This window comes from Kitasatospora sp. P5_F3 (assembly GCF_054049135.1).
This window is the reverse complement of sequence record NZ_JBFUMY010000104.1, coordinates 1-24,569: the sequence shown is the minus strand read 5'-3', so window position 1 is coordinate 24,569 and position 24,569 is coordinate 1. Positions and strand designations below refer to the sequence as shown.

The window sequence follows — 24,569 nt, the reverse complement described above, 5'->3', positions numbered from 1 at the left end:
GCCAGCGGCTGGCCGAGGTCGAGCAGGAGACCCGGGCCGCCGTCGAGGCGGGCTGGATCGACGCCGACACCGACGAGCCGGACCCGGCCCGCGCCGCCCTGCACGCCGCCGACGCGGAGCAGGCCGCGACCGCAGCGCTGGAGCAGTCCCGCGCCGCCGCCGAGCAGGCCGCCGCCCGGGCCAGGGAGACGGGGGCTCTCGAGGCGAAGGCCGAGCTGGCCGCCGCCCGCGCCAGCGACGCGTACCAGAACGCCCACCGCGCGCTCTCCGCCGAACAGCGCACCGCAGCCGCACTGGCCGCCGAGCCCCGGCTGGCCGAGCTGCTCGCCCTGACGCCGTATCAAGAGGACGAAGGCGAGGGCTGCCTCACCCCCGCCCTGCTGGACGCCAACGCCGAGGCGCTGCGCGAGCAGCTCGAAGCCGCCGTCAGCAGCGCCGAGCGCACGCTCTTCGACCTGCGCACCGCCGCCGCCGACGACTCCCGGATCCTGGCCGCGCTCGGCGACGGCGGCCTGCTGCCGCCCGGCCCCGACGTGCTGGCCACGGTCGAGTTCCTGGGCGAGCACGGCATCCCCGCGCTGCCCGGCTGGCGCTACCTGGCCCAGTCGGTCGACCCGGCCGACCACGAGGCGATCCTGGCCGCCCGGCCCGAGCTGGTCGACGGCGTGGTGGTCACCGACCCGCAGTCGCTCGACCGGGCCAGGGAGGCCCTGCAGGCTGCCGCCCTGCTGCCGCGCTCCACCGTCGCGGTCGGCACCGCCGCCGCGCTGATCGCGCCGATCGGCGCCGAGCCGCCGTTCTTCCTGGTGCCGCCGAACCCGGCGATGCACAACGAGGGCGCGGCCGACGACGAGCGCCGCCAGCTGCGGACCCGGGCCACCGCCCGGGAGGAGCACATCCGCGAGCTGGCCGCCCGGCTCGGCGGCGACCGCGCGCTGAACGGTCGGCTCGCCTCCTGGCACCAGCAGTGCCCGCCCGGCACGCTGGCCGAGCTGACCGAGGCCACCCTGGCCGCCGCCGCCCAGGCCGAGACCGCCGCCGCCGAGTTGGCCACCCTGCGCGCCGAGCACAGCGAGGCCGAGGCCGACCAGCTCTCCGCCGCCGCCGCCCACGAGGAGCGCCGGGAGGCCGCCCAGCGCACCCGCCGCCGGGCCGACGCGCTGGCCGGTCTGGCCTTCCGGCTCCGCGAGCGCGGCAACTGGACCCGCCGGCAGCGCGAACTGACCGAGGACGCCACCGAGTGCGACCGCCGCCAGGCCGTCTGCGCCGAGCGGGCCCGCACCTGCGACGAGGACCGCCGGGCAGCCCAGCGCGCCGCCGACGACGCCCGCCGCACCGTCCGTACGCTGCGCTCCGAGCGCTCCGAGCTGTCCGCCGTCGCCGAGGCCGAGGAGCCCACCGAGACCCCGGCCTCGCTGCCCGCGCTGCGCGAGGCGTACCGGGCCGCCGCCCAGCTGTACGAGAAGGTCGGCGTCGGCGCCGACCTGCGCGCCGMGCAGGCCAGGGCCGAGGGCGACGAGGCCGCCTCCGCCACCGAGCTGGACCGGCTCAGCAACAAGGTCCGGCTGCGCGCCGAGGAGCTGCTGGCCAGCCCGGACGGCGCCGACGGCCCGGCCAGGCAGGCCGCCGCGGCCCGCGCCGAGGAGCTGGTCGCCACCATCGAGGCCCGCTCCGCGACCGCCTCCGAGCAGCTCGGCCGGCTGCGCGGCGAGGCCGAGCGCTCCGCCCCCGCCAGCGGCGAGGAGCACACCGCGCTGCCCGAGGACCTGGTCCCGGCCGACCCCGAGCACGCCCAACTGCTGCTGCGCACCGCCACCTCCCGGCTCGCCGAGCGGCGCGAGCTGGTGGACAACGCCCGGACCGCGCACGCCGACCTGCAGCGCACCCTGGACGCCGCACAGAGCGCCGCCGCCGACTTCGAGGAGAGCGCGGCCCAGCTCCGGGACGGCCTGCGCGACCACCACCCCGAGGAGAACGAGCAGCCCGCCGAGCCCTACCTCGGCTCGCTCGCCGAGGCCCGCAGCACCGCCGCCGACTCCCGCCGCACCCTGCGGACCGCCTCCACCGAGCTGACCGCCGCCGAACTCGCCGTCCGGGACGCTTCGGACGCCCTGGTCCGGCACGCCAACGCGGCCCGGTACGAGGCCGTCCGCACCCCCGCCCGGCAGCAGATCCGCGAGCTGCCCGCCGCTGCCCTGCCCGACCACGCGGCCGCCTGGGCCACCGCCTTCGCGCCCCGACTGCGGGTCCTCACCGACGAGTTGGCGCAGCTGGAGCGCAACCGGGGTTCGATCGTGGACCGGCTGCGCGGCCTGGTGGAGAGCTCGCTCGCCACCCTGCGGGCGGCCCAGCGGCTGTCCAGGCTGCCCGAGGGCCTGGGGGAGTGGTCCGGCCAGGAGTTCCTCCGGATCCGCTTCGAGGACCCGGACCACGCGCTGCTGGTCGAGCGGCTCGGCGAGGTGATCGACGAGGCCACCAGCTCCGCCGTGAGGAAGAACTCCGACCTGCGCCGTGACGGTATGTCACTACTGCTGCGCGGAGTGGCCGCCGCGATCGGCCCGAAGGGCGTCTCGGTGGAGATCCTCAAGCCCGACGCGGTGCTGCGGGCCGAGCGGGTGAGTGTCGGTCAGATGTCGGACGTCTTCTCCGGCGGCCAGCTGCTCACCGCCGCGATCGCGCTGTACTGCACGATGGCGGCCTTGCGGGCGAACGACCGGGGCCAGTCCCAGCTGCGGCACGCGGGCACGCTGTTCCTGGACAACCCGATCGGGCGAGCCAACGCGACGTACCTGCTGGAGCTCCAGCGGGCGGTGGCCGACGCGCTCGGCGTCCAGCTGATCTACACCACCGGGCTCTTCGACACCACGGCGCTGGCCGAGTTCCCGCTGGTGATCCGGCTGCGCAACGACGCCGACCTGCGGGCCGGCCTGAAGTACATCTCGGTCGAGGCCGGCCGGGGCGGCCCGACCCGTCGGCCGGGCCGCCCGGGCGTTTGGTGCGATGCTTGACGTGTGTTCGAGCAAGAGCTCCGTGAGCAGCTGGCCCAGGCCCGCCTCGCGCTGGCCGCGGCCCGCGAGGCGGGTGACGACGACGGTGTCGAGGCCTACGAGGGCCGGATCACGTCCCTGATCAGGATCGCCGGGCATCACGGCATCGACCTGCCGCACACCCCGGAGGAGGACGGCGACTGACCGCACGACCGGTCAGTCCCGTCGCCCGTCCTCCGCGAGGTGGGCGGTCAGGATGCCGTCGAGCAGGCCGGGGAAGAGCGTCTCCAGGTCCGCGCTGCGCAGGTGGCTCATCCGGGACGTCCCCCGGCGGCACTGGCGGATCACGCCGGCCTCGCGGAGCACCTTGAAGTGGTGCGTGCTGGTCGACTTGGTCACCGGCAGGTCGAACGCCTGGCAGGCCAACTCGCGCTGGTCGCGCGCGAGTTCGGCGGCGATCCGGAGCCGGACCGGGTCGGCGAGGGCGTGCAGCACCGCCGCGAGCCTGATCTCGGCCAGGGCGGGTTCGGGGAGCTGGGTGTCGGTCACCGGCCAATAGTACGAGAAGTGCCGTAGTTTGACAGCTGCCGTACTACGAGGGCTATCGTACAAACCCCGATGTCCCAGCCGAGGAGCCGACCGTGAGTACCCTGTTCGAGCCGATCACCCTTCGCTCCCTGACCGTGCCCAACCGGATCTGGCTGGCGCCGATGTGCATGTACTCGGCCGCCCCCGAGGGGCCCGAGGCCGGGGTCGCGACCGACTTCCACCTCGCCCACCTGGGGGCCAGGGCGGCCGGCGGGGCCGGTCTGGTGATGGTCGAGGCCACCGCCGTCAGCCCCGAGGGCCGGATCTCACCGTGGGACCTCGGGCTGTGGAACGACCGCCAGCAGGAGAAGTTGGCCCGGATCGCCACGCTGGTGAAGTCGCACGGCGCCGTCCCGGCGATCCAGCTCGCACACGCCGGCCGCAAGGCCGCCACCGACCGGCCGTGGCTGGGCGGGAAGCCGCTGTCGATCGAGGCGGGCGGCTGGCAGCCGGTCGGCGCCTCCCCGGTGCCGTTCAGCGCGGAGAGCCAGGTGCCGGACGAGCTGACGGTCGAGGAGATCCAGGACGTGGTGCGGGCGTTCACCGAGGCGGCGGGGCGGGCGCTGGCGGCCGGGTTCGAGGCGGTGGAGATCCACGGGGCACACGGCTACCTGATCCACTCCTTCCTGTCACCGCACTCCAACCACCGCACCGACGCCTACGGCGGCGACTTCGCCGGACGCAGCCGGTTCGCGCTGGAGGTGGTCGCGGCCGTCCGCGAGGTGTGGCCCGCCGAGCTGCCGCTGCTCTACCGCACCTCCGCCACCGACTGGCTGGAGGGCGTGCCGAGTTGGACGGTGGAGGACACCGTCCGGCTCGCCAAGGAGCTGCACGCGGCCGGGGTGGACCTGCTGGACGCCTCCTCGGCCGGGATCGACCCGGACGCGAAGATCGCTGTCGGGCCCGGCTTCCAGGTGCCGTTCGCAGCCCGGATCCGGTCCGAGGCCGGGCTGCCCACCGGGGCGGTCGGGCTGATCACCGAGCCGGCCCAGGCGGAGCAGATCGTGGCGAGCGGCCAGGCCGACGTGGTCTCGCTCGGCCGCGAGCTGCTGCGCGACGCGTACTGGCCGCAGCGTGCGGCGGCCGAGCTCGGCGCCGAGCCGCGCTGGCCGGTCCAGTACGGCTACACCCTGCGCAGGCGCGGCTGATCCACCGGCCCGGGCGCCCGGCGCCGCTCGCGACTGCCCGTCATCGGGTCGGCCGCATTGGGCCCACGCCGCCGCTGGGCGGCGATCTGACGTGAGATCAGGATCTCCAACAGGCACCACGCGGTACCGAACACCCCGAGCGCGGTGGCCATCAGCGCCGGGGTGAGCAGCCAACTGCGGGCGTACGAGGCCAGGGTGGCCACGATCAGGCTGATCAGCGTGCAGGAGAAGAACATCCACGCGCGCACGGCGGCGGACCGCACCTCGTCCGGCAGACGACGGCGACGGCGTGCAGTGGGCATCGGCTTCCCCCGGGGCGTACGTGAGCGGAACATCCGTACTCAGCTTGCCCGTTCCGGGTCCGCCCAGTCGGGCAATTCCCCAGACCGGACGTTCGTCGCCGAGGCCGACTCTGCCGGCGGGGCAACTCCGGACAACTGAGGCCCGGTCCAGGAGAATTCCTGGCCCGGGCCTCAGTGCTTTCCGGGGTCAGTTGCCCAGCGTCGCGTCCAGCTCCGCGAGCGCCCCCTGGACGATGGTGCGCATGGCCTGCTCGGCGGCCTCGGCCTGCCCGGTGCAGATGGCGTCGGCCACCTCGCGGTGCAACTTCACCGCGTACGGCTCCGGTTGATGCGGCATCAGCTGGTGCTCGGTGCGGCCGGTGAGCACCGCGCCGACCGTGTCGCCGAGGTGGGCGAACATCTCGTTTCCGGAGGCCCGCAGGACGGTCGCGTGGAAGGCGATGTCGTGCCGCAGGAAGGTGTCGAGGTCGGCGGCGCGCGCGGTGACCGTCAGTTCGACCGCCAGGGCGCCGAGTTCGCGGCGCTGGTCGTCGGTGGCGTGGGTGGCGGCCAGGGCGGCGGCGGCCGGTTCGACCGCGACCCGGAGCGAGCCGAGCGAGCGCAGCTGGGCGGAGCGGTCGGCGCCGGCCAGCCGCCAGCGGATCACCAGCGGGTCGAAGACGTCCCAGCCGGTCTTGGGCTGGACGGTGATGCCGACCCGGCGGCGGGAGGCGACCATCCGCATCGACTCCAGGATCCGGATCGCCTCCCGGACCACGGTGCGGGACACCCCGTACTTCGCCTCCAGCTCCTCGCCGCGGAGCACCGCGCCCTCCGGGATCTCACCGGAGGCGATGGCCGGACCGAGGTCCGCGAGCAGTCGTCCTGGCAGGCCCTGGATCTCCATCGGATCAGGATATCCGGCCACACATGTATGACGATTGGGTTTCGGCTACTTGAATAAGTCATACCTTTGCGGCACTGTCGTCGTGAGCCAGCCAGAACAGGAGCACCAGCCATGGGTCTCAGCGTCGAGAACCAGCCGCCCACCCTCGTGGTGATGGGCGTCTCGGGCGTCGGCAAGACCACCGTCGCCCGGCTGCTGGCCGAGCGGCTCGGCCTCCCGTACGCGGAGGCCGACGACTTCCACCCGCCCGCCAACATCGCCAAGATGGCGGCCGGCATCCCGCTCGACGACCAGGACCGGCAGCCGTGGCTGCACGCCCTGGCCGACTGGCTCGGCAGCCAGGTCGCCGCCGGGAGCGGGGGAGTGGTGGCCTGCTCGGCGCTCAAACGCCGCTACCGGGACATCCTGCGCAGCCAGGCCCCGGCCACCCGCTTCCTGCACCTGACCGGTGATCAGACCCTGATCCGGGCCCGACTGGCCGACCGCAGCGGACACTTCATGCCCGCCTCGCTGCTCGACTCCCAGTACGCCGCCCTCGAGCCGCTCCAGCCGGACGAGCCCGGCGCCGAGATGCCGCACGGCCGAAACGCCCAAGTAGCTCCGCTACGAGGGCGTCCCGGCCGCACGCCGATCGCACGCACCGAACGACCCGGCCTGATCCGACGCGAATTGCCGGACAGGCCCCAGACCCCCTCCCACCCGCGCCCCGTCAACGGAGACCTCGCGTGACCACCCTGACCGCTGCCCTGCCCCACACCGACAGCGACTGTGTCCTGCTGCTCGCGGTGCTGCTCAGCATCGGCGTGATCGTGCTGCTGATCACCCGCCTCAAGCTGCACCCCTTCCTCGCCCTGACCCTCGGCTCCGGGGTGCTGGCGGCCGTCGCGGGCGCGCCGTTCGACAAGCTGCTCAGCAGCTTCGCCACCGGCTTCGGATCGACCGTCAGCAGCGTCGGCCTGCTGATCGGCCTGGGCGCGATGCTCGGCAAACTGCTCGCCGACTCCGGCGGCGCCGACATCGTCGCCGACACGGTGCTGAGCCGCTCCAGCAAGCGGATGCTGCCCTGGTCGATGGCGCTGATCGCGGCCGTGCTCGGCCTGCCGCTGTTCTTCGAGGTCGGCGTGGTGCTGCTGATCCCGATCGTGCTGCTGGTCGCCCGGCGCGGGAACATCCCGGTGCTGCGCCTGGGCATCCCCGCGCTGGCCGGACTCTCCGTCCTGCACGGCCTGGTGCCCCCGCACCCCGGCCCGCTGGTCGCCGTCGACGCGCTGAAGGCCGACCTCGGCGTCACCCTGGCGCTCGGTCTACTGATCGCCGTCCCCACCCTGATCGTCGCGGGCCCGCTGTTCGCCCGCTTCGCCGAACGCTGGGTCGGCCCGCTCACCCTCCCCGCCGAGACCGAGCGCCCCGAGCGCGGCGAGCACACCCCGAGCTTCGCGGCCGTGCTGGCCACCATCCTGCTGCCGGTGGTCCTGATGCTCGGCAAGGCACTCGCCGACGTGGTCATCGACGACCCCAAGGCCGGACCGCAGCGGGTGATGGACTTCATCGGCTCCCCGCTGATCGCCCTGCTCGCCGCCACCCTGCTGGCGATGTTCACCCTCGGCCGCGCCGCCGGCTTCAGTAAGGCCCGGATCTCCACCACCGTGGAGAAGTCGCTCGCCCCGATCGCAGGCATCGTCTTCATCGTCGGCGCGGGCGGCGGCTTCAAGCAGACCCTGATCGACGTCGGCGTCGGCAACGCGGTCAGCGACTGGTCCGCCAAGTGGCACATCTCCGCCCTGCTGCTCGGCTGGCTGATCGCCGTCCTGATCCGCCTGGCCACCGGCTCGGCCACCGTCGCCACCATCACCGCCGCAGGCATCGTCGCCCCGCTGGCCGCCGACCTCTCCACCACCCACGCCGCCCTGCTGGTGCTGGCCATCGGCGCCGGTTCGCTGTTCTTCTCGCACGTCAACGACGCGGGCTTCTGGCTGGTCAAGGAGTACTTCGGCATGACGGTCGGTCAGACCCTCAAGTCCTGGTCGGTGATGGAGACGGTCATCTCGGTCACCGCGATCGCCCTGATCCTCCCGCTCAGCCTGATCATCTAGCACTGCCGCCCACCGCCCGACGGCCGTACCCGCTGCTCAGGGGGTGCGGCCGTCGGTGCGCTCATATCGGCTGGGGCCGTAGGCTGTCCGTTGGCCGAGGCCCCGGTGGCGTGGTGGCGGCGGGCACTCAGCCGGTAGCGGCCGGTGTGGTCATGCCCAGTCGCGCGCGCCGTTCGAGGCGGCCTTGCACGTATTCACCGAGCGGTGTGTCCGCGCACTTGCGCCACACCTGCGGTCTGGTCCTGGCGAGTCGCTCGCCCGTCAGTGCGGCCAGCTCCGGTTCGGCCGCGCCGCGCAGGACGGCCAGGGCGGTGCGGGGTCGGCGCCGGTTGGACTTGTTCACGGCCTGCTTGTTGAGCCGGATGTTCTTGCGGGAGCTCTTGTCGTTCTCGCCGTACCAGTTCCGACAGTCCTTCAGATAGCCGAGCCGCTTCTTCTCCTGCAGTGTCCGCTGGACCACGAGAACCGCCCCCTCGCCCGCGCCGATGCTGGGCATGGSGGGGAGAGGGGGCGACCGGTTTTCGCTGCGGGAGTGCCTACTTGGTGCCGCGCTTCGCGAGGAAGGTCTCCACCTGCTGCCGGATCTCCGGGGTGTCCAGCCCACGGACCGTCATGGTGGTGCGGCGACGCAGCACGTCGTCGGCGGTGTACGCCCACTCGTTGTCGGCGGCGTACGCGACCTGGGCCCAGACGTCCGGGCCGTCGGCGTGGATCGGCTCGCCCAGCTCTGGGTGCTCGGCGATCAGGCGGGCGATCTCGAAGGACAGCGTGCCGTAGTGCGAGGCCAGGTGCTTGGCCACCAGCGGCTCCATCCGGGAGCCGGGCTCGCGGTCCACCAGCAGGCGGTGCGCGACGGCGTTCGGGGCGCCGACACCCGGCAGCGGGACGGTGGCCGGGATCGGCGACATGTCCTCGCGCAGGCCGGTGCCGGGCACGTGGGCGAGCTTCTCGAGCACGGTGCGGCCGATGTGACGGTACGTCGTCCACTTGCCGCCGGCGACCGAGAGCATGCCGCCCCGGCCCTCGGTGACCACGGTCTCGCGCTTGGCGGCGGAGGTCTCGCCGGGGCCGCCGGGCAGCACCCGCAGGCCGGCGAAGGCGTACGTGATCAGGTCCCGGTCGAGGTGCTCGTCGCGGATCGCGTGGCCGGCCTCGCCCATGATCTGGTCGATGTCGGCCTCGGTGGCGCGGACGTCCTGCGGGTCGCCGGTGTACTCCTCGTCCGTGGTGCCGAGCAGGACGTGGTCCTCCCACGGGATCGCGAACGACACGCGGTACTTGTCGATCGGGATGGTGAGCGCGGCGCGCCACGGCGTACGGCGCTTGACGACGACGTGCGCGCCCTTGGAGAGCCGGATGGACGGGGCGGCGCCCGCGTCCTCCATCTTGCGCAGGTGGTCGACCCAGGGGCCGGTGGCGTTCAGCACCAGGCGGGCGCTGATGCCGAACTCGGTGCCGTCCAGACGGTCCGTCAGCTCGGCGCCGGTCACCCGGGTGCCGGTGAACCGAAGACCCGTCACCGCGGCGTGGTTGAGCACCACCGCGCCCGCCTCGACGGCCGCGCGGACGGTCATCACGGCGACCCGGGAGTCGTTCATCTGGTGGTCGCCGTAGACCGCGACCGAGCGCAGGCCCTCGGTACGGAGCGCGGGCACCTGCTGCGCGGCGTGCGCGGCGGTGGAGACCCGGCCCATGCCGTCCCGGAAGGCGGAGAGCGCGGAGTAGAGGAAGACGCCGGCGCCGAGCTTGGCCGCGCCGTGCGGGCCGCCCTTGTAGACCGGTACGAAGAAGGTCAGCGGGTTGACCAGGTGCGGGGCCACGTCACTGGAGAGCACCCGGCGCTCCTTGTGGTTCTCCGCGACCAGCTTGACCGCGCCGGTCTGCAGGTAGCGCAGCCCGCCGTGGACCAGCTTGGAGGAGGCGCTGGAGGTGGCACCGGCGAAGTCGCCCGCGTCCACCATGGCGACCTTGAGGCCCGACTGGGCGGCAGTCCAGGCGGTGGCGGTACCGAGGATGCCGCCGCCGATCACCAACAGGTCGTAGGTGGCCTTGCCGAGCAGCTCGCGGGTCTCGGCACGGGAGGCGGTGTGGCCGTTGGTGTAGCCGGCGCCCAGAGTCGGGATGGTAGCCATGGTGTGTGTTGCGGCGCTCGGTGCGGGCGGCGCCGCGTCTCCTCTCGATGGTGCGATGGTGCGGCCTCTGAGAGACCGGGTGCGGCCTCTGAGAGGCCGTCAAACGACGCCGGCCGGTCGGGGCCGCTGCAGGCCCCGACCGGCGTGACGGTCAGCTCTCGTCGTCCTCCTCCACCCAACCCATGGTGCGCTCGACCGCCTTGAGCCACTTCTTGTACTCGCGCTCGCGGGTGGCGTCGTCCATCCGGGGAGTCCACTCGGCGGCGCGGTGCCAGTTGGCCCGCAGGGTGTCCAGGTCGGGCCAGAAGCCCACCGCGAGACCGGCCGCGTACGCTGCGCCGAGCGCGGTGGTCTCGGCCACGTACGGGCGCTCGACCGGGGCGTTCAGCACGTCCGCGATGTTCTGCATGAGCAGGTTGTTGGAGGTCATGCCGCCGTCGACCTTGAGGGCGGTCAGCTCGACGCCGGAGTCCTTCTGCATGGCGTCGACGACCTCACGGGTCTGCCAGGCGGTGGCCTCCAGCACGGCGCGGGCCAGGTGGCCCTTGGTCACGTACCGGGTCAGACCGGCGATCACACCGCGGGCGTCGGAGCGCCAGTACGGGGCGAAGAGGCCGGAGAAGGCCGGCACGAAGTAGGCGCCGCCGTTGTCCTCCACCGTCGAGGCCAGGGTCTCGATCTCGGCGGCGGTGGAGATGATGCCGAGCTGGTCACGCAGCCACTGCACGAGCGAGCCGGTGACCGCGATCGAGCCCTCCAGGGCGTAGACCGGCTTCTGGTCGCCGATCCGGTAGCCGACCGTGGTCAGCAGGCCGTGGTAGGAGTTGACGATCTGTTCGCCGGTGTTCAGCAGCAGGAAGGTGCCGGTGCCGTAGGTCGACTTGGCCTCGCCGGGGGAGAAGCAGGTCTGGCCGAACAGCGCGGCCTGCTGGTCACCGAGCGCGGCGGCGACCGGCACGCCGTCCAGGACGCCGACCGCGTGGCCGTAGACCTCGGCGGAGGAGCGGATCTCCGGCAGCACGGTGAGCGGCACGCCCATCGAGTCGGCGATCTTCTCGTCCCAGGCCAGGGTGGAGAGGTTCATCAGCATGGTTCGGCTGGCGTTGGTCACGTCGGTGACGTGCTTGCCGCCGTTGACGCCGCCGGTGAGGTTCCAGATCACCCAGGTGTCCATGGTGCCGAACAGGATGTCGCCCGCCTCGGCACGCTCCCGCAGGCCCTCGACGTTGTCCAGCAGCCAGCGGATCTTCGGTCCGGCGAAGTAGCTGGCCAGCGGCAGGCCGGTCTCGCGGCGGAACCGGTCCTGGCCGACGTTGCGGCCCAGCTCGCGGCAGAGCGCCTCGGTCCTGGTGTCCTGCCAGACCAGCGCGTTGTGCACGGGCTTGCCGGTGTTCTTGTCCCACATGACGGTGGTCTCGCGCTGGTTGGTGATACCGATCGCGCGGATGTCGTCCTTGGTCAGGCCGGCCTTCTCCAGCGCGCCCGCGACCACGGACTGCACCCGGGTCCAGATCTCGGCGGCGTCGTGCTCGACGTAGCCGGGCTGCGGGAAGATCTGGCTGTGCTCCTGCTGGTCGACGGCGACGATCCGGCCGTCGGCGCCGAAGATGATGCAACGGCTCGACGTGGTGCCCTGGTCGATCGCGGCGATGTAGTTGCCAGTGGTGGTCATGAGGTCCTCGGCTCGAATGAGGGATTCAGGGAGGGTTGGGCCTGACCCTGGGTCAGTCCCCGTGCGCGGGCGTGGGGCAAACCAACGCGGCGTCAGAACGCCAGGTGGTAGAAGCCACCGGCCAGCAGACCACCGACGACCGGGCCGGCCACCGGGATCCAGGCGTACGACCAGTCGGAGCCGCCCTTGTTCGGGATCGGCAGCAGGGCGTGCATGATCCGCGGGCCGAGGTCACGGGCCGGGTTGATCGCGTAGCCGGTCGGGCCGCCGAGCGAGAGGCCGATGCCGACCACGGTGAAGGCGACGATCAGGATGCCGGTGCCGGAGAGGCCGAGACCCGTGGTGAGGCCCTGGGTGAGGATGGCCAGGCAGAGCACGAAGGTGGCGATGATCTCGGTGAGCAGGTTCTGCACCGGGTTCCGGACCTCGGGGCCGGTGGCGAAGATGCCGAGGGTGGGCTCCTCGTTCGCCTGGAACTGGCCCAGGTAGGTGACCCAGACCAGGCCGGCGCCGATCAGTGCGCCGAGCAGCTGGGAGCCGAGGTAGAGCGGGACCTTGCCCCACTCGCCGGTGTTGGCGGCGATGGCGAGGGTGACGGCCGGGTTGAGGTGCGCACCCGACTTCGGGGCGGACATGTAGGCGGCGATCATCACCGCGAAGCCCCAGCCGAAGGTGATGGCCAGCCAGCCGGCGTTGAGGGCCTTGGACTTCTTCAGCGTGACGGCGGCGCAGACGCCGCCGCCGAGGAGTATCAGCGCGGCGGTGCCGAGGGTTTCGCCGACAAAGATGTCGCCGTTGGAGAACGCGGACACTAAGGACTCCTTCGTCCGTGACCGGAGCAGGTGGGGGAGAGTGGCGCTTCCCGTCCCGGGGTCGCGCCGTGACGGTGGCGTTCCGTTTGCTCCGGACACCGTTCGACAATGTCGACCGTCATGCGGAAGCTTCCCCCCGCTATCACCCTCACGTCAAGACGGGGTGACACACCTGTGATCCATCACTCGACGTGATCACGCCGTGGCGTCGAAACTAGCACCCGTATGGCGGAAAATATGGACAAAACGCCAAAGAGCGGGCAGGCCGAAGCCCACCCGCACCTACGGGAATCTCACCAAGCGTCAGAAGTCAGATGTCAGAACCGGCCGGCGCCCAGGTCCCGGGAGATCGCCCGGGCCGCGCTGCGCACCGAGGCCACCAGCGAGGGCCGGACGAACCCGTCCTCGCAGACCCGCTCCACCGCACCGCTGATGCAGACCGCACCCACCGGATTGCGCCGCCGGTCCTGGATCAGCGCGCCGATCGAGGCCACGCCCTCCCAGGTCTCCTCCACCGCGTCGGCCCAGCCGCGCTCCCGGATCAGCCCGCACTCCTCGTCCACCGAGGCCAGATCGGTCAGGGTCCGCGAGGTGTACGCCTCCAACGGCTCCTCGCCCAGCTCACCGCGGGCCACCGGGTCGTACGCCAGCAGCACCTTGCCCAGCGCGGTGGAGTGCAGCGGCTGCATCGAGCCGACCTCCAGCACCTGGCGGGTGTCGTCCGGGCGGAACACGTGATGGACGATCAGCACGCCGCGCTGGTGCAGCACCCCGAGGTAGACCGTCTCGCCGCTGGCCCGGGCCAGGTCGTCCGCCCAGACCAGCGCCCTGGCCCGGAGCTCGTGCACGTCCAGGTAGCTCTGCCCGAGCCGGAGCAGCTCGGCGCCCAGTTGGTACTTGCCGCTCTCCGGGTCCTGCTCGACGAAACCCTCCTGCTGGAGGGTGCGCAGGATGCCGTGCGCCGTCCCCTTGGCCAGCCCCAGCGCGGTGGACACCTCCGACAGACCGAGTCGCCGCTCGCCACCGGCCAGCAGCCGCAGGATCGCGGCAGCCCGGGACAACGACTGGATCGGGCCGGGCATTGCGTACCTCCGCTGACAGGCGGTCGACATTGTCGACCGCAGTGGTATCGCACTGAGTCTGCCAGGCCGACGGCCGGACGTGCACCTTTCCTCAGGAGTTCAGGAGTAGCGGTCCGTTCGCACGGCTGCGGCCAGTGCGCTGATCTGTGCCGGACCGACCCGGCAGCAGCCACCCACCAGCCGGGCCCCGTCCGCCAGCCAGGACGTCACCCGGTCGGGCCGGAAGGTCGGCTCACCCTGCCAGCTCTCCCCACTGTTCGGGTACACCACCACCGGCTTCCCGCTCGCCCGCGCCGCGACCCGCACGGCGGCGTCCGCGTCCGCCGGCGAGCAGCAGTTCACCCCAACGGCCAGCACCTCGGGCGCGGCACCCGCCAGCGCGAACGCCTCCGCGATCGGCTGGCCCGCCCTGGTCCGGTCACCCGCGATGCTGAACGACAGCCAGACCGGGACCTCGACCCCCGCCAGCGCGCGCAGCACGGCCGCCGCCTCGTCGGTGTCCGGGATCGTCTCCACCGCCAGCACGTCCGGACCCGCCGCCAGCAGCGCCTCGATCCGCGGCCGGTGGAAGTCCACCAGCTGACCCTCGGTCAGCCCGTACCGGCCCCGGTACTCCGAACCGTCCGCCGGCACCGCCCCGTACGGCCCCACCGAGGCCGCCACCCAGCCCGGCCCCGCCGCCCGCGCCAGCTCGACGCTGCGGCCCAGCAGCACGGCGGCGTGCTCCCGGTCGACACCCCGGCGGGCGAACCCCTCGAAGCTCGCCTGGTAGCTCGCGGTGACGGCCACCTGGGCACCCGCCGCGAAGTACGCCCGGTGCGCCTCGGTGATCGCCGACGGGTCGTCCGCCAGCAGCCGGGCGGACCAGAGCCCGTCCGAGAGATCGTGCCCCGCGTCCGCAAGCTGATTGGACAACCCACCGTCCAGCACCAGCGGCCCCGCCGCGAGCGCCTCGGCGAACGAAGCTGTCGTCACATCTCCTCCTCGAGGTAGCTGCGCGGGACAGTGACGCGGCGTCACCCCTTCGCACTACCATCCAGTCATGACCGGCCCCCACTCACACTGCCACTTCTGCGGCACGCCGTACGCGGCTGCCGGCACCGTCTGGCCGCGTACCTGCCCCGGCTGCGGCGAGATCAGCTACCGCAACCCGCTGCCCGTCGCCGTCGCGCTGCTCCCCGTCGAACCGCCGGACGGTGCCCGCAGCCTGCTGGTCATCCGCCGCACCATCGAGCCCGGCTACGGCGAACTCGCCCTCCCCGGCGGCTACGTCGACTTCGGCGAGAGCTGGCAGCAGGGCGCCGCCCGCGAACTCCGCGAGGAGGCCGGCATCGACGCCGACCCCGCGAGCGCCCGCCTGGTCGACACCGGCAGCGACCCGCGCGGCGCGTTCCTGATGCTCTTCGCCCTCTTCCCGCCCCGCGCCCTGGCCGACCTGCCGCCCTCCGTCCCGACCGACGAGACCGACGGCTGGTACCTGATCAACACGCCCACCCGGCTGGCCTTCCCGCTGCACAACCAGGTCGCCGACGCCTGGTTCAAGGGCAGCTTCGACTGAGTTGCGGCCCGTCGCCGCAGGTGGGCGCCCACCGGACACCCTGGCGTACGGGACGATCACATGGCAGAGTCCAGCACCGTCAGCGCCACTCCGGGCGGGCCGCCACCAGCCGGTCCCGTCCCCACCGACCGGCCGGGAGAAGACCACCGTGAGCACCCCACCCCAGGATCAGCCGCTCTGGCGGCCCGACCCCGCTCGCGCCGCCGCCACCCAGATCGTCGCCTTCCAGGCCTGGGCCGCCGAACACCACGGCGCCCCTGCCGCGCCGCTCGCGCCCACCGCCGGTGACGACGAGGCCGCCGCCCGGTACGCGGCCCTGCACGCCTGGTCCACCGAGGACCTGCCCCGGTTTTGGGGGGCCGTCACCGAGTGGTTCGACGTCCGGTTCAGCACCGAGCCCGAGGCCGTGCTCACCGACCGGTCGATGCCCGGCGCCCGCTGGTTCCCCGGCTCCCGCCTCAACTACGCCGCCGAGGCGCTTCGCCGCGGCGAGCAGGAGAGCTACCGGGACAAGCCCGCGATCCTGCACCTGGACGAGAGCGGCGAGCCGCCCACCGAGCTCAGCTGGGCCGAACTCCGCCGCCAGGTCGGCTCGTTGAGCTCGGCTCTGCGCGAGCAGGGCATCCGCCCCGGCGACCGGGTGGCCGGCTACCTGCCGAACATCCCGGAGGCCGTGGTTGCCCTGCTGGCCACCGCGGCCATCGGCGCCGTCTGGACCAGCTGCGCCCCCGACTTCGGCGCCCGCAGCGTGCTCGACCGCTTTCAGCAGCTCGAACCCGTCGCCCTGATCACCGTGGACGGCTACCAGTACGGCGGCAAGAACCACGACCGCCGCGAGGTGGTCGCCGAGCTGCGCCGCGAACTGCCGTCCCTGCAGACCGTGGTGCACGTCCCGCTGCTCGGCACCGAGGCCCCCGAGGGCACCCTGCCGTGGAGTGAGCTGACCGCCGCCGACGTCGAGCCGGTCTTCGAGCCCGTCCCGTTCGACCACCCGCTCTGGGTGCTCTACTCCTCCGGCACCACCGGCCTGCCCAAGGCCATCGTGCAGAGCCAGGGCGGCATCCTGGTCGAGCACCTCAAGCAGGCCGGCCTGCACCTCGACCTCGGCCCCGACGACCGGTTCTTCTGGTACACCTCCACCGGCTGGATGATGTGGAACTTCCTCATCGCCGGCCTGCTGGTCGGGTCCACGATCGTCACCTACGACGGCAGCCCCGGCCACCCCGACACCGGCGCCCTCTGGTCGGTCGCCGCCCGCACCCGCGCCAACGTGCTCGGCACCTCCGCCGCGTACGTGATCGCCAGCCGCAAGGCCGAGCTGCACCCCGGCCGCGACCTCGACCTCTCGGCCGTCCGCTGCATCGGGACCACCGGCTCGCCGCTGCCCCCCGACGGCTTCCAGTGGATCTACGACGAGGTCAAGCAGGACGTCTGGCTCGCCTCGGTCAGCGGCGGCACCGACGTCTGCTCCTGCTTCGTCGGCGGCGTCCCCACCCTCCCCGTGTACCTCGGCGAGATCCAGGCCCCCTGCCTCGGCTCCGCCGTCGAGGCCTGGGACGTCAACGGCGACCCGCTCACCGACCAGGTCGGCGAACTGGTCGTCACCCAGCCGCTGCCCTCGATGCCGATCGGCTTCTGGGGCGACAAGGACGGCAGCCGCTACCACGACAGCTACTTCGACACCTACCCCGGCATCTGGCGGCACGGCGACTGGATCACCGTCACCTCGCGCGGCACCGTGGTCATCCACGGCCGCTCCGACTCCACCCTCAACCGGCAGGGCGTCCGGATGGGCTCCGCCGACATCTACGAGGTGGTCGAACGCCTCCCCGAGATCACCGAGTCCCTGGTGATCGGCCTGGAGGAGGCCGAAGGCGGCTACTGGATGCCGCTGTTCGTGGTCCTCGCTCCCGGCGCGACCCTGGACGAGGACCTGATCGGCCGGATCCGCACCTCGCTGCGCACCGAGCTGTCACCCCGTCACGTCCCCGACGAGGGGGGGCCCCCCCCCCCGGCGGGCACCCCTTCTTCCATCTCCTCCGGCTACTCGCCGGACAGCACCTGCTGCGCCGCCGCCCGGGCCTCGTCGGCGGTGTCGGTGGCGCGGGCCGCCTCGGCCGCCCGCTGACACTGCGCCAGGGTGTACTTCGCCAGCGTCGAGCGCACGTACGGGATCGCCGCCGCGCCCATCGACAGGCTGGTCACACCGAGACCGGTCAGCACACAGGCGAGCAGCGGATCGGAGGCCGCCTCGCCGCAGACCCCACAGCTCTTGCCGACCGACTTCGCCGCCTCGGCCGAGAGCGCCACCAGGTCGAGCAGCGCGGGCTGCCACGGGTCCTGGAGCCGGGCCAGTGCGCCGACCTGGCGGTCCGCCGCGAAGGTGTACTGAGCCAGGTCGTTGGTGCCCAGCGAGAGGAACTCGACCTCGTTCAGGATCGAACGAGCCCGCAGTGCGGCAGACGGGATCTCCACCATCGCGCCGAACTTCGCCTTCAGCCCCGCCTCCCGGCAGGCGTCGGCGAAGGCCTTGGCGTCGACCCGGTCGGCCACCATCGGCGCCATCACCTCGAGGTAGACCGGCAGACCCTCGACGGCCTTGGCCAGCGCGCGCAGCTGAGTCTGCATCACCTCGGGGTTCTCCAGCAGTGTGCGCAGACCGCGCACACCAAGCGCCGGGTTGGGCTCGTCCGCCGGGGTGAGGAAGTCCAGCGGCTTGTCGGCGCCGGCATCCAGCGCCCGCACCACCACCCGCCCCTCGGGGAAGGCCTCCAGCACCTTGCGGTACGCCTCGATCTGCTTCTGCTCACTCGGCGCCTTGGCCGAGTCGTCCAGGAACAGGAACTCGGTGCGGAACAGGCCGACGCCCTCGGCACCGTTCTCCAGCGCCGCCGGCAGATCCGCCGGGCCACCGATGTTGGCGAGCAGCGGCACCTTGTGCCCGTCCGAGGTCTGCCCCGGACCGGAGGAGGCGGAGAGCGCGGCCCGCCGCTCGGCGGCGACCCGCCGCAGCTCGGCCTGCTTCTCCTCGGACGGGTCGATCAGCACCTCGCCGGTGGACCCGTCGACCGCGACCATGATCCCCTCGGGCAGATCGGTGGCCCCGGGCATGGCGACCACGGCGGGCACACCCATCGCCCGGGCCAGGATGGCGCTGTGGCTGGTCGGCCCGCCCTCCTCGGTCACGAAGCCGAGCACCAGGGTCGGATCCAGCAGCGCGGTGTCGGCGGGCGCCAGGTCCCGGGCGAACAGCACATACGGCTCGTCGCTGTCCGGCACACCCGGCATCGGCACGCCGAGCAGCCGGGCCACGATCCGGTTCCGCACGTCGTCCAGGTCGGCGACCCGCCCTGCCAGGTAGTCCCCGGCGGCGGCGAGCAGCGCCCGATACGCGGCGAAGGCGTCGTAGACGCCCCGCTCCGCGCTGCTGCCGACCGTGATCCGACGGTTCACGTCGGCGATCAGCTCCGGGTCCTGCGCCATCAACGCCTGGGCCTCCAGCACGGCCTGGGCCTCGCCACCCGCCAGGTTGCCACGGGCGATCAGGTCCGCCGCGACGGCGTCCACGGCCGCCTGGGCGCGAGCCTGCTCGCGAGGCGCGTCCTCGGTGGGGATCTGGGTGGCCGGGGGCTCCAGCACCGCCGTGCCCATGTGCCGGACCTGGCCGATCGCGACACCGTGGCTGACACCTACGCCTCGCAGCGCCTGTTCCATTGTGGGTTCCTTTCACCCGGGTACTGGCCGAGCCGTCCCACCCCGGACTGCGGGGCGGGACGGCGCGTTACGTCTTCTCGGTCCGTCAGTTCCAGGTGAACAGGTCGCCGTCGACGGCGATGTCGCCGTGCTCGACCACCCCGGACAGCGCGTCGGCCGAGGCCTCCAGCGCGACGATCGGGGAGATCGGCGACTTGCCGGCCTTCTCGACCTCGGCCGGGTTCCAGCGGATGACCGCCTGGCCGCGGGTGACGGTGTCGCCCTTCGACACCAGCAGCTCGAAGCCCTCGCCATTGAGCTGGACAGTGTCGATGCCCAGGTGAGTCAGCACCCCGTGGCCGTCGACGTCCACCACCACAAAGGCGTGCGGGTGCATGGAGACGACGACACCGTCCACCGGAGCGACCGCCTCGGTGGGCTCGCGCACCGGGTCGATGGCGGTGCCGGGGCCCACCATCGCGCCGGCGAAGACAGGGTCGGGCACGTTGGCGAGCCCGACGGCGCGACCAGCCAGCGGCGAGGTCACAGTGGTCATGGTGGAGCCTCCCAGGTACGGAGCACAGCGTGCCGCCGCGGACAGCGGCGGTGTGATCGTTCTGAAGCCTAAATCATGCCAACTAGGGACATTTCGCAAGCGTCCTCTGGGGCGGGTCCCGACCGGCGATCCGACGCCCGTAATGCACGGTTGCTGCTGCGTGCCGTCATCGTCCCTGCTGGCAGGGGCTTGCGAGGGCACGAGTGGTCTAGTCCTTTTGGTTGACGCGCCGCACTCTACGCCATGCGGGTGAGCCGCGACGATCGCGCCGATCGGGCGGCATAGAGGGGTGTGAGCAGACAGTGCTGGGCCGACCGGGTGAGGGGTCGGTGCGGCGCGCGGCGGCTCGATTAGGCACTCCGCTGCGGAAGGGCTATGGTTTGTCGAGTCGCCGCAAGACGGCGATGAACACCAGATGACGGATTCGCAAAGCTTCGGTTAAAACGAAACAAACGGATCTGCTAGGATGGTGGATGGGGTTGGAGATTCCTTTATGAAGTAAAACACTAGCGAGGACGCAGTGCGCGGGGCCGCCTATTCCGGTGGTTGCCGTGCCGCTCWWCSSRAGTGGTTGCAGGATTACCTGCAGACATTCACGGAGAGTTTGATCCTGGCTCAGGACGAACGCTGGCGGCGTGCTTAACACATGCAAGTCGAACGATGAAGCTCTTCGGAGTGGATTAGTGGCGAACGGGTGAGTAACACGTGGGAAATCTGCCCTGCACTCTGGGACAAGCCTTGGAAACGAGGTCTAATACCGGATATGACCTTCCTCTGCATGGGGGTTGGTGGAAAGCTCCGGCGGTGCAGGATGGTCCCGCGGCCTATCAGCTTGTTGGTGGGGTAATGGCCTACCAAGGCGACGACGGGTAGCCGGCCTGAGAGGGCGACCGGCCACACTGGGACTGAGACACGGCCCAGACTCCTACGGGAGGCAGCAGTGGGGAATATTGCACAATGGGCGAAAGCCTGATGCAGCGACGCCGCGTGAGGGATGACGGCCTTCGGGTTGTAAACCTCTTTCAGCAGGGAAGAAGCGCAAGTGACGGTACCTGCAGAAGAAGCACCGGCTAACTACGTGCCAGCAGCCGCGGTAATACGTAGGGTGCGAGCGTTGTCCGGAATTATTGGGCGTAAAGAGCTCGTAGGCGGCTTGTCGCGTCGAGTGTGAAAGCCCGGGGCTTAACCCCGGGTCTGCATTCGATACGGGCAGGCTTGAGTGTGGTAGGGGAGATCGGAATTCCTGGTGTAGCGGTGAAATGCGCAGATATCAGGAGGAACACCGGTGGCGAAGGCGGATCTCTGGGCCATTACTGACGCTGAGGAGCGAAAGCGTGGGGAGCGAACAGGATTAGATACCCTGGTAGTCCACGCCGTAAACGGTGGGAACTAGGTGTTGGCGACATTCCACGTCGTCGGTGCCGCAGCTAACGCATTAAGTTCCCCGCCTGGGGAGTACGGCCGCAAGGCTAAAACTCAAAGGAATTGACGGGGGCCCGCACAAGCAGCGGAGCATGTGGCTTAATTCGACGCAACGCGAAGAACCTTACCAAGGCTTGACATATACCGGAAACGGCTAGAGATAGTCGCCCCCTTGTGGTCGGTATACAGGTGGTGCATGGTTGTCGTCAGCTCGTGTCGTGAGATGTTGGGTTAAGTCCCGCAACGAGCGCAACCCTTGTTCTGTGTTGCCAGCATGCCTTTCGGGGTGATGGGGACTCACAGGAGACTGCCGGGGTCAACTCGGAGGAAGGTGGGGACGACGTCAAATCATCATGCCCCTTATGTCTTGGGCTGCACACGTGCTACAATGGTCGGTACAAAGGGCTGCGATGCCGCGAGGCGGAGCGAATCCCAAATCACGTCACGAAAGTCGGTAACACCCGAAGCCGGTGGCCTAACCCGTAAGGGGAGGAGCCGTCGAAGGTGGGACCAGCGATTGGGACGAAGTCGTAACAAGGTAGCCGTACCGGAAGGTGCGGCTGGATCACCTCCTTTCTAAGGAGCAYATAGCCGGATGTGAGCGAATGTCTCACACGGTTGCTCATGGGTGGAACGTTGACTATTCGGCACACACGGTCTGTTGGCCTCACGAGTACTGCGCTTCGGTGCGTGGAAAGTGGGTGAGCGGAGTGGGTGTGGTGGGTGTCTGGTCGTTGTTTGAGAACTGCACAGTGGACGCGAGCATCTGTGGCCAAGTTTTTAAGGGCGCACGGTGGATGCCTTGGCACTAGGAACCGATGAAGGACGTGGGAGGCCACGATAGTCCCCGGGGAGCCGTCAACCAGGCTTTGATCCGGGGGTTTCCGAATGGGGAAACCCGGCAGTCGTCATGGGCTGTCACCCGCACCTGAATATATAGGGTGTGTGGAGGGAACGAGGGGAAGTGAAACATCTCAGTACCCTCAGGAAGAGAAAACAACCGTGATTCCGGGAGTAGTGGCGAGCGAAACCGGATGAGGCTAAACCGTTTTGGTGTGATACCCGGCAGGGGTTGCCAGAGCGGGGTCGTGGGAAAGTTCTTGATTGGTCTGCCGGCCGGTCGGTGAGTCAGAAACCGTATGGATAGTCGAAGGACATGCGAAAGGTCCGGCGTAGAGGGTAAGACCCCCGTAGACGAAATCTGTACGGCTCACTTGAGCTTCTCCCAAGTAGCACGGAGCCCGAGAAATTCCGTGTGAATCTGGCGGGACCACCCGCTAAGCCTAAATATTCCCTAGTGACCGATAGCGGATAGTACCGTGAGGGAATGGTGAAAAGTACCGCGGGAGCGGAGTGAAATAGTACCTGAAACCGTGTGCCTACAAGCCGTGGGAGCGTCGGAYRTGMRGCTTGCYKTRYRTCTCGTGACTGCGTGCCTTTTGAAGAATGAGCCTGCGAGTTTGCGGTGTGTAGCGAGGTTAACCCGTGTGGGGTAGCCGTAGCGAAAGCGAGTCCGAATAGGGCGTCTGAGTTGCATGCCCAAGACCCGAAGCGGAGTGATCTAGCCATGGGCAGGTTGAAGCGGAGGTAAGACTTCGTGGAGGACCGAACCCACCAGGGTTGAAAACCTGGGGGATGACCTGTGGTTAGGGGTGAAAGGCCAATCAAACTCCGTGATAGCTGGTTCTCCCCGAAATGCATTTAGGTGCAGCGTCACGTGTTTCTTGCCGGAGGTAGAGCACTGGATAGGCGATGGGCCTCACCGGGTTACTGACCTTAGCCAAACTCCGAATGCCGGTAAGTGAGAGCGTGGCAGTGAGACTGTGGGGGATAAGCTCCATGGTCGAGAGGGAAACAGCCCAGAACACCGACTAAGGCCCCTAAGCGTGTGCTAAGTGGGAAAGGATGTGGAGTCGCAGAGACAACCAGGAGGTTGGCTTAGAAGCAGCCACCCTTGAAAGAGTGCGTAATAGCTCACTGGTCAAGTGATTCCGCGCCGACAATGTAGCGGGGCTCAAGTACACCGCCGAAGTCGTGTCATTGCAGCWATAGGGCCAACGCCCGCTGTGATGGGTAGGGGAGCGTCGTGTGCCGGGTGAAGCAGCGGAGGAATCCAGTTGTGGACGGTTCACGAGGTAGTAGGTGAGCGATGGGGTGACGCAGGAAGGTAGTCCAGCCCGGGCGGTGGTTGTCCCGGGGTAAGGGTGTAGGCCGAGTGATAGGCAAATCCGTCACTCATTAAGGCTGAGACCTGATGCCGAGCCGATTGTGGTGAAGTGGATGATCCTATGCTGTCGAGAAAAGCCTCTAGCGAGTTTCATGGCGGCCCGTACCCCAAACCGACTCAGGTGGTCAGGTAGAGAATACCGAGGCGTTCGGGTGAACTATGGTTAAGGAACTCGGCAAAATGCCCCCGTAACTTCGGGAGAAGGGGGGCCGGAACTGGTGATGAGTCTTGCACTCTGAGCTGGGGCCGGCCGCAGAGACCAGCGAGAAGCGACTGTTTACTAAAAACACAGGTCCGTGCGAAGCCGTAAGGCGATGTATACGGACTGACGCCTGCCCGGTGCTGGAACGTTAAGGGGACCGGTTAGTCWWGWTTCGWCWWGGCGAAGCTGAGAACTTAAGCGCCAGTAAACGGCGGTGGTAACTATAACCATCCTAAGGTAGCGAAATTCCTTGTCGGGTAAGTTCCGACCTGCACGAATGGCGTAACGACTTCTCGACTGTCTCAACCATAGGCCCGGTGAAATTGCATTACGAGTAAAGATGCTCGTTTCGCGCAGCAGGACGGAAAGACCCCGGGACCTTTACTATAGCTTGATATTGGTGTTCGGTTCGGCTTGTGTAGGATAGGTGGGAGACTTTGAAGCAGCAACGCCAGTTGTTGTGGAGTCGTCGTTGAAATACCACTCTGGTCGTGCTGGATGTCTAACCTGGGTCCGTGATCCGGATCAGGGACAGTGTCTGGTGGGTAGTTTAACTGGGGCGGTTGCCTCCTAAAGAGTAACGGAGGCGCCCAAAGGTTCCCTCAGCCTGGTTGGCAATCAGGTGTTGAGTGTAAGTGCACAAGGGAGCTTGACTGTGAGACCGACGGGTCGAGCAGGGACGAAAGTCGGGACTAGTGATCCGGCGGTGGCTTGTGGAAGCGCCGTCGCTCAACGGATAAAAGGTACCCCGGGGATAACAGGCTGATCTTCCCCAAGAGTCCATATCGACGGGATGGTTTGGCACCTCGATGTCGGCTCGTCGCATCCTGGGGCTGGAGTAGGTCCCAAGGGTTGGGCTGTTCGCCCATTAAAGCGGTACGCGAGCTGGGTTTAGAACGTCGTGAGACAGTTCGGTCCCTATCCGCTGTGCGCGTAGGAATATTGAGAAGGGCTGTCCCTAGTACGAGAGGACCGGGACGGACGAACCTCTGGTGTGCCAGTTGTTCTGCCAAGGGCATGGCTGGTTGGCTACGTTCGGGAGGGATAACCGCTGAAAGCATCTAAGCGGGAAGCCTGCTTCGAGATGAATATTCCCACCTCCTTGAGAGGGTAAGGCTCCCAGTAGACGACTGGGTTGATAGGCCGGATGTGGAAGCCCTGTAAGGGGTGGAGCTGACCGGTACTAATAGGCCGAGGGCTTGTCCTCAG

At 69.6% G+C, this 24,569-nt stretch carries 18 protein-coding genes and 2 rRNA genes; 9 read left to right on the top strand and 11 right to left on the bottom strand.

Annotated elements, in window-relative coordinates; genetic code table 11:
- A partial coding sequence (locus ACXJMZ_RS34110; RefSeq protein WP_457033897.1) for a hypothetical protein occupies positions 1–3,008 on the top strand: 3,008 nt, incomplete at its 5' end.
- A 3-nt stretch (positions 3,009–3,011) separates the two neighbouring features.
- Positions 3,012–3,191: a hypothetical protein gene (locus tag ACXJMZ_RS34105; RefSeq protein ID WP_457033896.1), complete on the top strand. Its 180-nt coding sequence runs from the start codon at positions 3,012–3,014 to the stop codon at positions 3,189–3,191.
- Between the two features lie 12 nt (positions 3,192–3,203).
- Here the strand turns inward: ACXJMZ_RS34105 and ACXJMZ_RS34100 are convergent, their stop codons facing one another.
- Entirely contained in the window at positions 3,204–3,536 is a 333-nt protein-coding gene (locus tag ACXJMZ_RS34100) for an ArsR/SmtB family transcription factor (protein WP_457033895.1), read from the bottom strand.
- Between the two features lie 92 nt (positions 3,537–3,628).
- On the opposite strand from ACXJMZ_RS34100, the gene ACXJMZ_RS34095 reads away from it, so the two are divergent.
- Positions 3,629–4,723 carry an NADH:flavin oxidoreductase/NADH oxidase gene (locus ACXJMZ_RS34095; RefSeq protein WP_457033894.1) on the top strand — a complete coding sequence of 365 codons (1,095 nt, stop codon included), beginning with the start codon at positions 3,629–3,631 and terminating at the stop codon, positions 4,721–4,723.
- Here ACXJMZ_RS34095 and ACXJMZ_RS34090 read toward each other — a convergent pair.
- Together ACXJMZ_RS34090 and ACXJMZ_RS34085 are read right to left on the bottom strand one after the other, a co-directional pair.
- Positions 4,699–5,025 (bottom strand): hypothetical protein, encoded by a 327-nt coding sequence (locus ACXJMZ_RS34090; RefSeq protein WP_457033893.1) that lies wholly within the window; start codon positions 5,023–5,025, stop codon positions 4,699–4,701. The two genes, ACXJMZ_RS34095 and ACXJMZ_RS34090, sit on opposite strands and share 25 nt — an antisense overlap.
- Before the next feature lie 187 nt (positions 5,026–5,212).
- Complete coding sequence (locus ACXJMZ_RS34085) at positions 5,213–5,911, bottom strand: FadR/GntR family transcriptional regulator (protein ID WP_457033892.1); 699 nt, start codon at positions 5,909–5,911, stop codon at positions 5,213–5,215.
- Positions 5,912–6,022: 111 nt separating this feature from the next.
- Here ACXJMZ_RS34085 and ACXJMZ_RS34080 point away from each other — a divergent pair, with 111 nt between their 5' ends.
- Both ACXJMZ_RS34080 and ACXJMZ_RS34075 read left to right on the top strand, forming a co-directional pair.
- Positions 6,023–6,640, top strand: a complete 618-nt coding sequence (locus ACXJMZ_RS34080; RefSeq protein WP_457033891.1) for a gluconokinase — start codon at positions 6,023–6,025, stop codon at positions 6,638–6,640.
- Positions 6,637–8,004 carry a GntT/GntP/DsdX family permease gene (locus ACXJMZ_RS34075; protein WP_457033890.1) on the top strand — a complete coding sequence of 456 codons (1,368 nt, stop codon included), beginning with the start codon at positions 6,637–6,639 and terminating at the stop codon, positions 8,002–8,004. The genes ACXJMZ_RS34080 and ACXJMZ_RS34075 overlap by 4 nt, the downstream gene beginning before the upstream one ends.
- A 127-nt stretch (positions 8,005–8,131) precedes the next feature.
- Here the strand turns inward: ACXJMZ_RS34075 and ACXJMZ_RS34070 are convergent, their stop codons facing one another.
- From ACXJMZ_RS34070 to mmuM, 6 genes are all read right to left on the bottom strand, one after another.
- Positions 8,132–8,500 (bottom strand): hypothetical protein, encoded by a 369-nt coding sequence (locus tag ACXJMZ_RS34070; RefSeq protein ID WP_457033889.1) that lies wholly within the window; start codon positions 8,498–8,500, stop codon positions 8,132–8,134.
- A 40-nt stretch (positions 8,501–8,540) separates the two neighbouring features.
- Complete coding sequence (locus tag ACXJMZ_RS34065) at positions 8,541–10,136, bottom strand: FAD-dependent oxidoreductase (RefSeq protein WP_457033888.1); 1,596 nt, start codon at positions 10,134–10,136, stop codon at positions 8,541–8,543.
- Positions 10,137–10,287: 151 nt separating this feature from the next.
- Entirely contained in the window at positions 10,288–11,808 is a 1,521-nt protein-coding gene (gene glpK, locus ACXJMZ_RS34060; RefSeq protein ID WP_457033887.1) for a glycerol kinase GlpK, read from the bottom strand.
- A gap of 92 nt (positions 11,809–11,900) precedes the next feature.
- Entirely contained in the window at positions 11,901–12,620 is a 720-nt protein-coding gene (locus tag ACXJMZ_RS34055) for an MIP/aquaporin family protein (protein WP_457033886.1), read from the bottom strand.
- A 317-nt stretch (positions 12,621–12,937) separates the two neighbouring features.
- Positions 12,938–13,702, bottom strand: coding sequence for an IclR family transcriptional regulator (locus tag ACXJMZ_RS34050; protein WP_057233979.1), 765 nt, complete (start codon positions 13,700–13,702; stop codon positions 12,938–12,940).
- Between the two features lie 99 nt (positions 13,703–13,801).
- Positions 13,802–14,677 (bottom strand): homocysteine S-methyltransferase, encoded by an 876-nt coding sequence (mmuM, locus tag ACXJMZ_RS34045; RefSeq protein ID WP_457033885.1) that lies wholly within the window; start codon positions 14,675–14,677, stop codon positions 13,802–13,804.
- A gap of 67 nt (positions 14,678–14,744) precedes the next feature.
- On the opposite strand from mmuM, the gene ACXJMZ_RS34040 reads away from it, so the two are divergent.
- Together ACXJMZ_RS34040 and ACXJMZ_RS34035 are read left to right on the top strand one after the other, a co-directional pair.
- Complete coding sequence (locus ACXJMZ_RS34040) at positions 14,745–15,260, top strand: NUDIX domain-containing protein (RefSeq protein ID WP_457033884.1); 516 nt, start codon at positions 14,745–14,747, stop codon at positions 15,258–15,260.
- A 148-nt stretch (positions 15,261–15,408) separates the two neighbouring features.
- Entirely contained in the window at positions 15,409–17,388 is a 1,980-nt protein-coding gene (locus ACXJMZ_RS34035; RefSeq protein ID WP_457033883.1) for an acetoacetate--CoA ligase, read from the top strand.
- Here the strand turns inward: ACXJMZ_RS34035 and ptsP are convergent.
- Both ptsP and ACXJMZ_RS34025 read right to left on the bottom strand, forming a co-directional pair.
- Complete coding sequence (ptsP, locus tag ACXJMZ_RS34030; RefSeq protein WP_457033882.1) at positions 17,304–18,974, bottom strand: phosphoenolpyruvate--protein phosphotransferase; 1,671 nt, start codon at positions 18,972–18,974, stop codon at positions 17,304–17,306. The genes ACXJMZ_RS34035 and ptsP overlap by 85 nt on opposite strands.
- An 85-nt stretch (positions 18,975–19,059) precedes the next feature.
- Positions 19,060–19,509 (bottom strand): PTS sugar transporter subunit IIA, encoded by a 450-nt coding sequence (locus ACXJMZ_RS34025; protein WP_457033881.1) that lies wholly within the window; start codon positions 19,507–19,509, stop codon positions 19,060–19,062.
- Between the two features lie 592 nt (positions 19,510–20,101).
- Here ACXJMZ_RS34025 and ACXJMZ_RS34020 point away from each other — a divergent pair.
- Together ACXJMZ_RS34020 and ACXJMZ_RS34015 are read left to right on the top strand one after the other, a co-directional pair.
- A 16S ribosomal RNA gene (locus ACXJMZ_RS34020) occupies positions 20,102–21,507 on the top strand.
- Positions 21,508–21,701: 194 nt separating this feature from the next.
- Positions 21,702–24,567, top strand: a 23S ribosomal RNA gene (locus ACXJMZ_RS34015).
- Together the 16S and 23S rRNA genes form the textbook arrangement of a ribosomal RNA operon.
- Positions 24,568–24,569: the final 2 nt, after the last annotated feature.

Excerpts from the sequence above, each read along its gene's own strand:
- ACXJMZ_RS34085 (WP_457033892.1), bottom strand. The coding sequence starts at position 5,911 with ATGGAGATCCAGGGCCTGCCAGGACGACTGCTCGCGGACCTCGGTCCG.
- ACXJMZ_RS34040 (WP_457033884.1), top strand. The coding sequence starts at position 14,745 with ATGACCGGCCCCCACTCACACTGCCACTTCTGCGGCACGCCGTACGCG.
- ACXJMZ_RS34065 (WP_457033888.1), bottom strand. The coding sequence starts at position 10,136 with ATGGCTACCATCCCGACTCTGGGCGCCGGCTACACCAACGGCCACACC.
- ACXJMZ_RS34080 (WP_457033891.1), top strand. The coding sequence starts at position 6,023 with ATGGGTCTCAGCGTCGAGAACCAGCCGCCCACCCTCGTGGTGATGGGC.
- ptsP (WP_457033882.1), bottom strand. The coding sequence starts at position 18,974 with ATGGAACAGGCGCTGCGAGGCGTAGGTGTCAGCCACGGTGTCGCGATC.
- ACXJMZ_RS34050 (WP_057233979.1), bottom strand. The coding sequence starts at position 13,702 with ATGCCCGGCCCGATCCAGTCGTTGTCCCGGGCTGCCGCGATCCTGCGG.
- ACXJMZ_RS34090 (WP_457033893.1), bottom strand. The coding sequence starts at position 5,025 with ATGCCCACTGCACGCCGTCGCCGTCGTCTGCCGGACGAGGTGCGGTCC.
- ACXJMZ_RS34070 (WP_457033889.1), bottom strand. The coding sequence starts at position 8,500 with ATGCCCAGCATCGGCGCGGGCGAGGGGGCGGTTCTCGTGGTCCAGCGG.
- ACXJMZ_RS34025 (WP_457033881.1), bottom strand. The coding sequence starts at position 19,509 with ATGACCACTGTGACCTCGCCGCTGGCTGGTCGCGCCGTCGGGCTCGCC.
- glpK (WP_457033887.1), bottom strand. The coding sequence starts at position 11,808 with ATGACCACCACTGGCAACTACATCGCCGCGATCGACCAGGGCACCACG.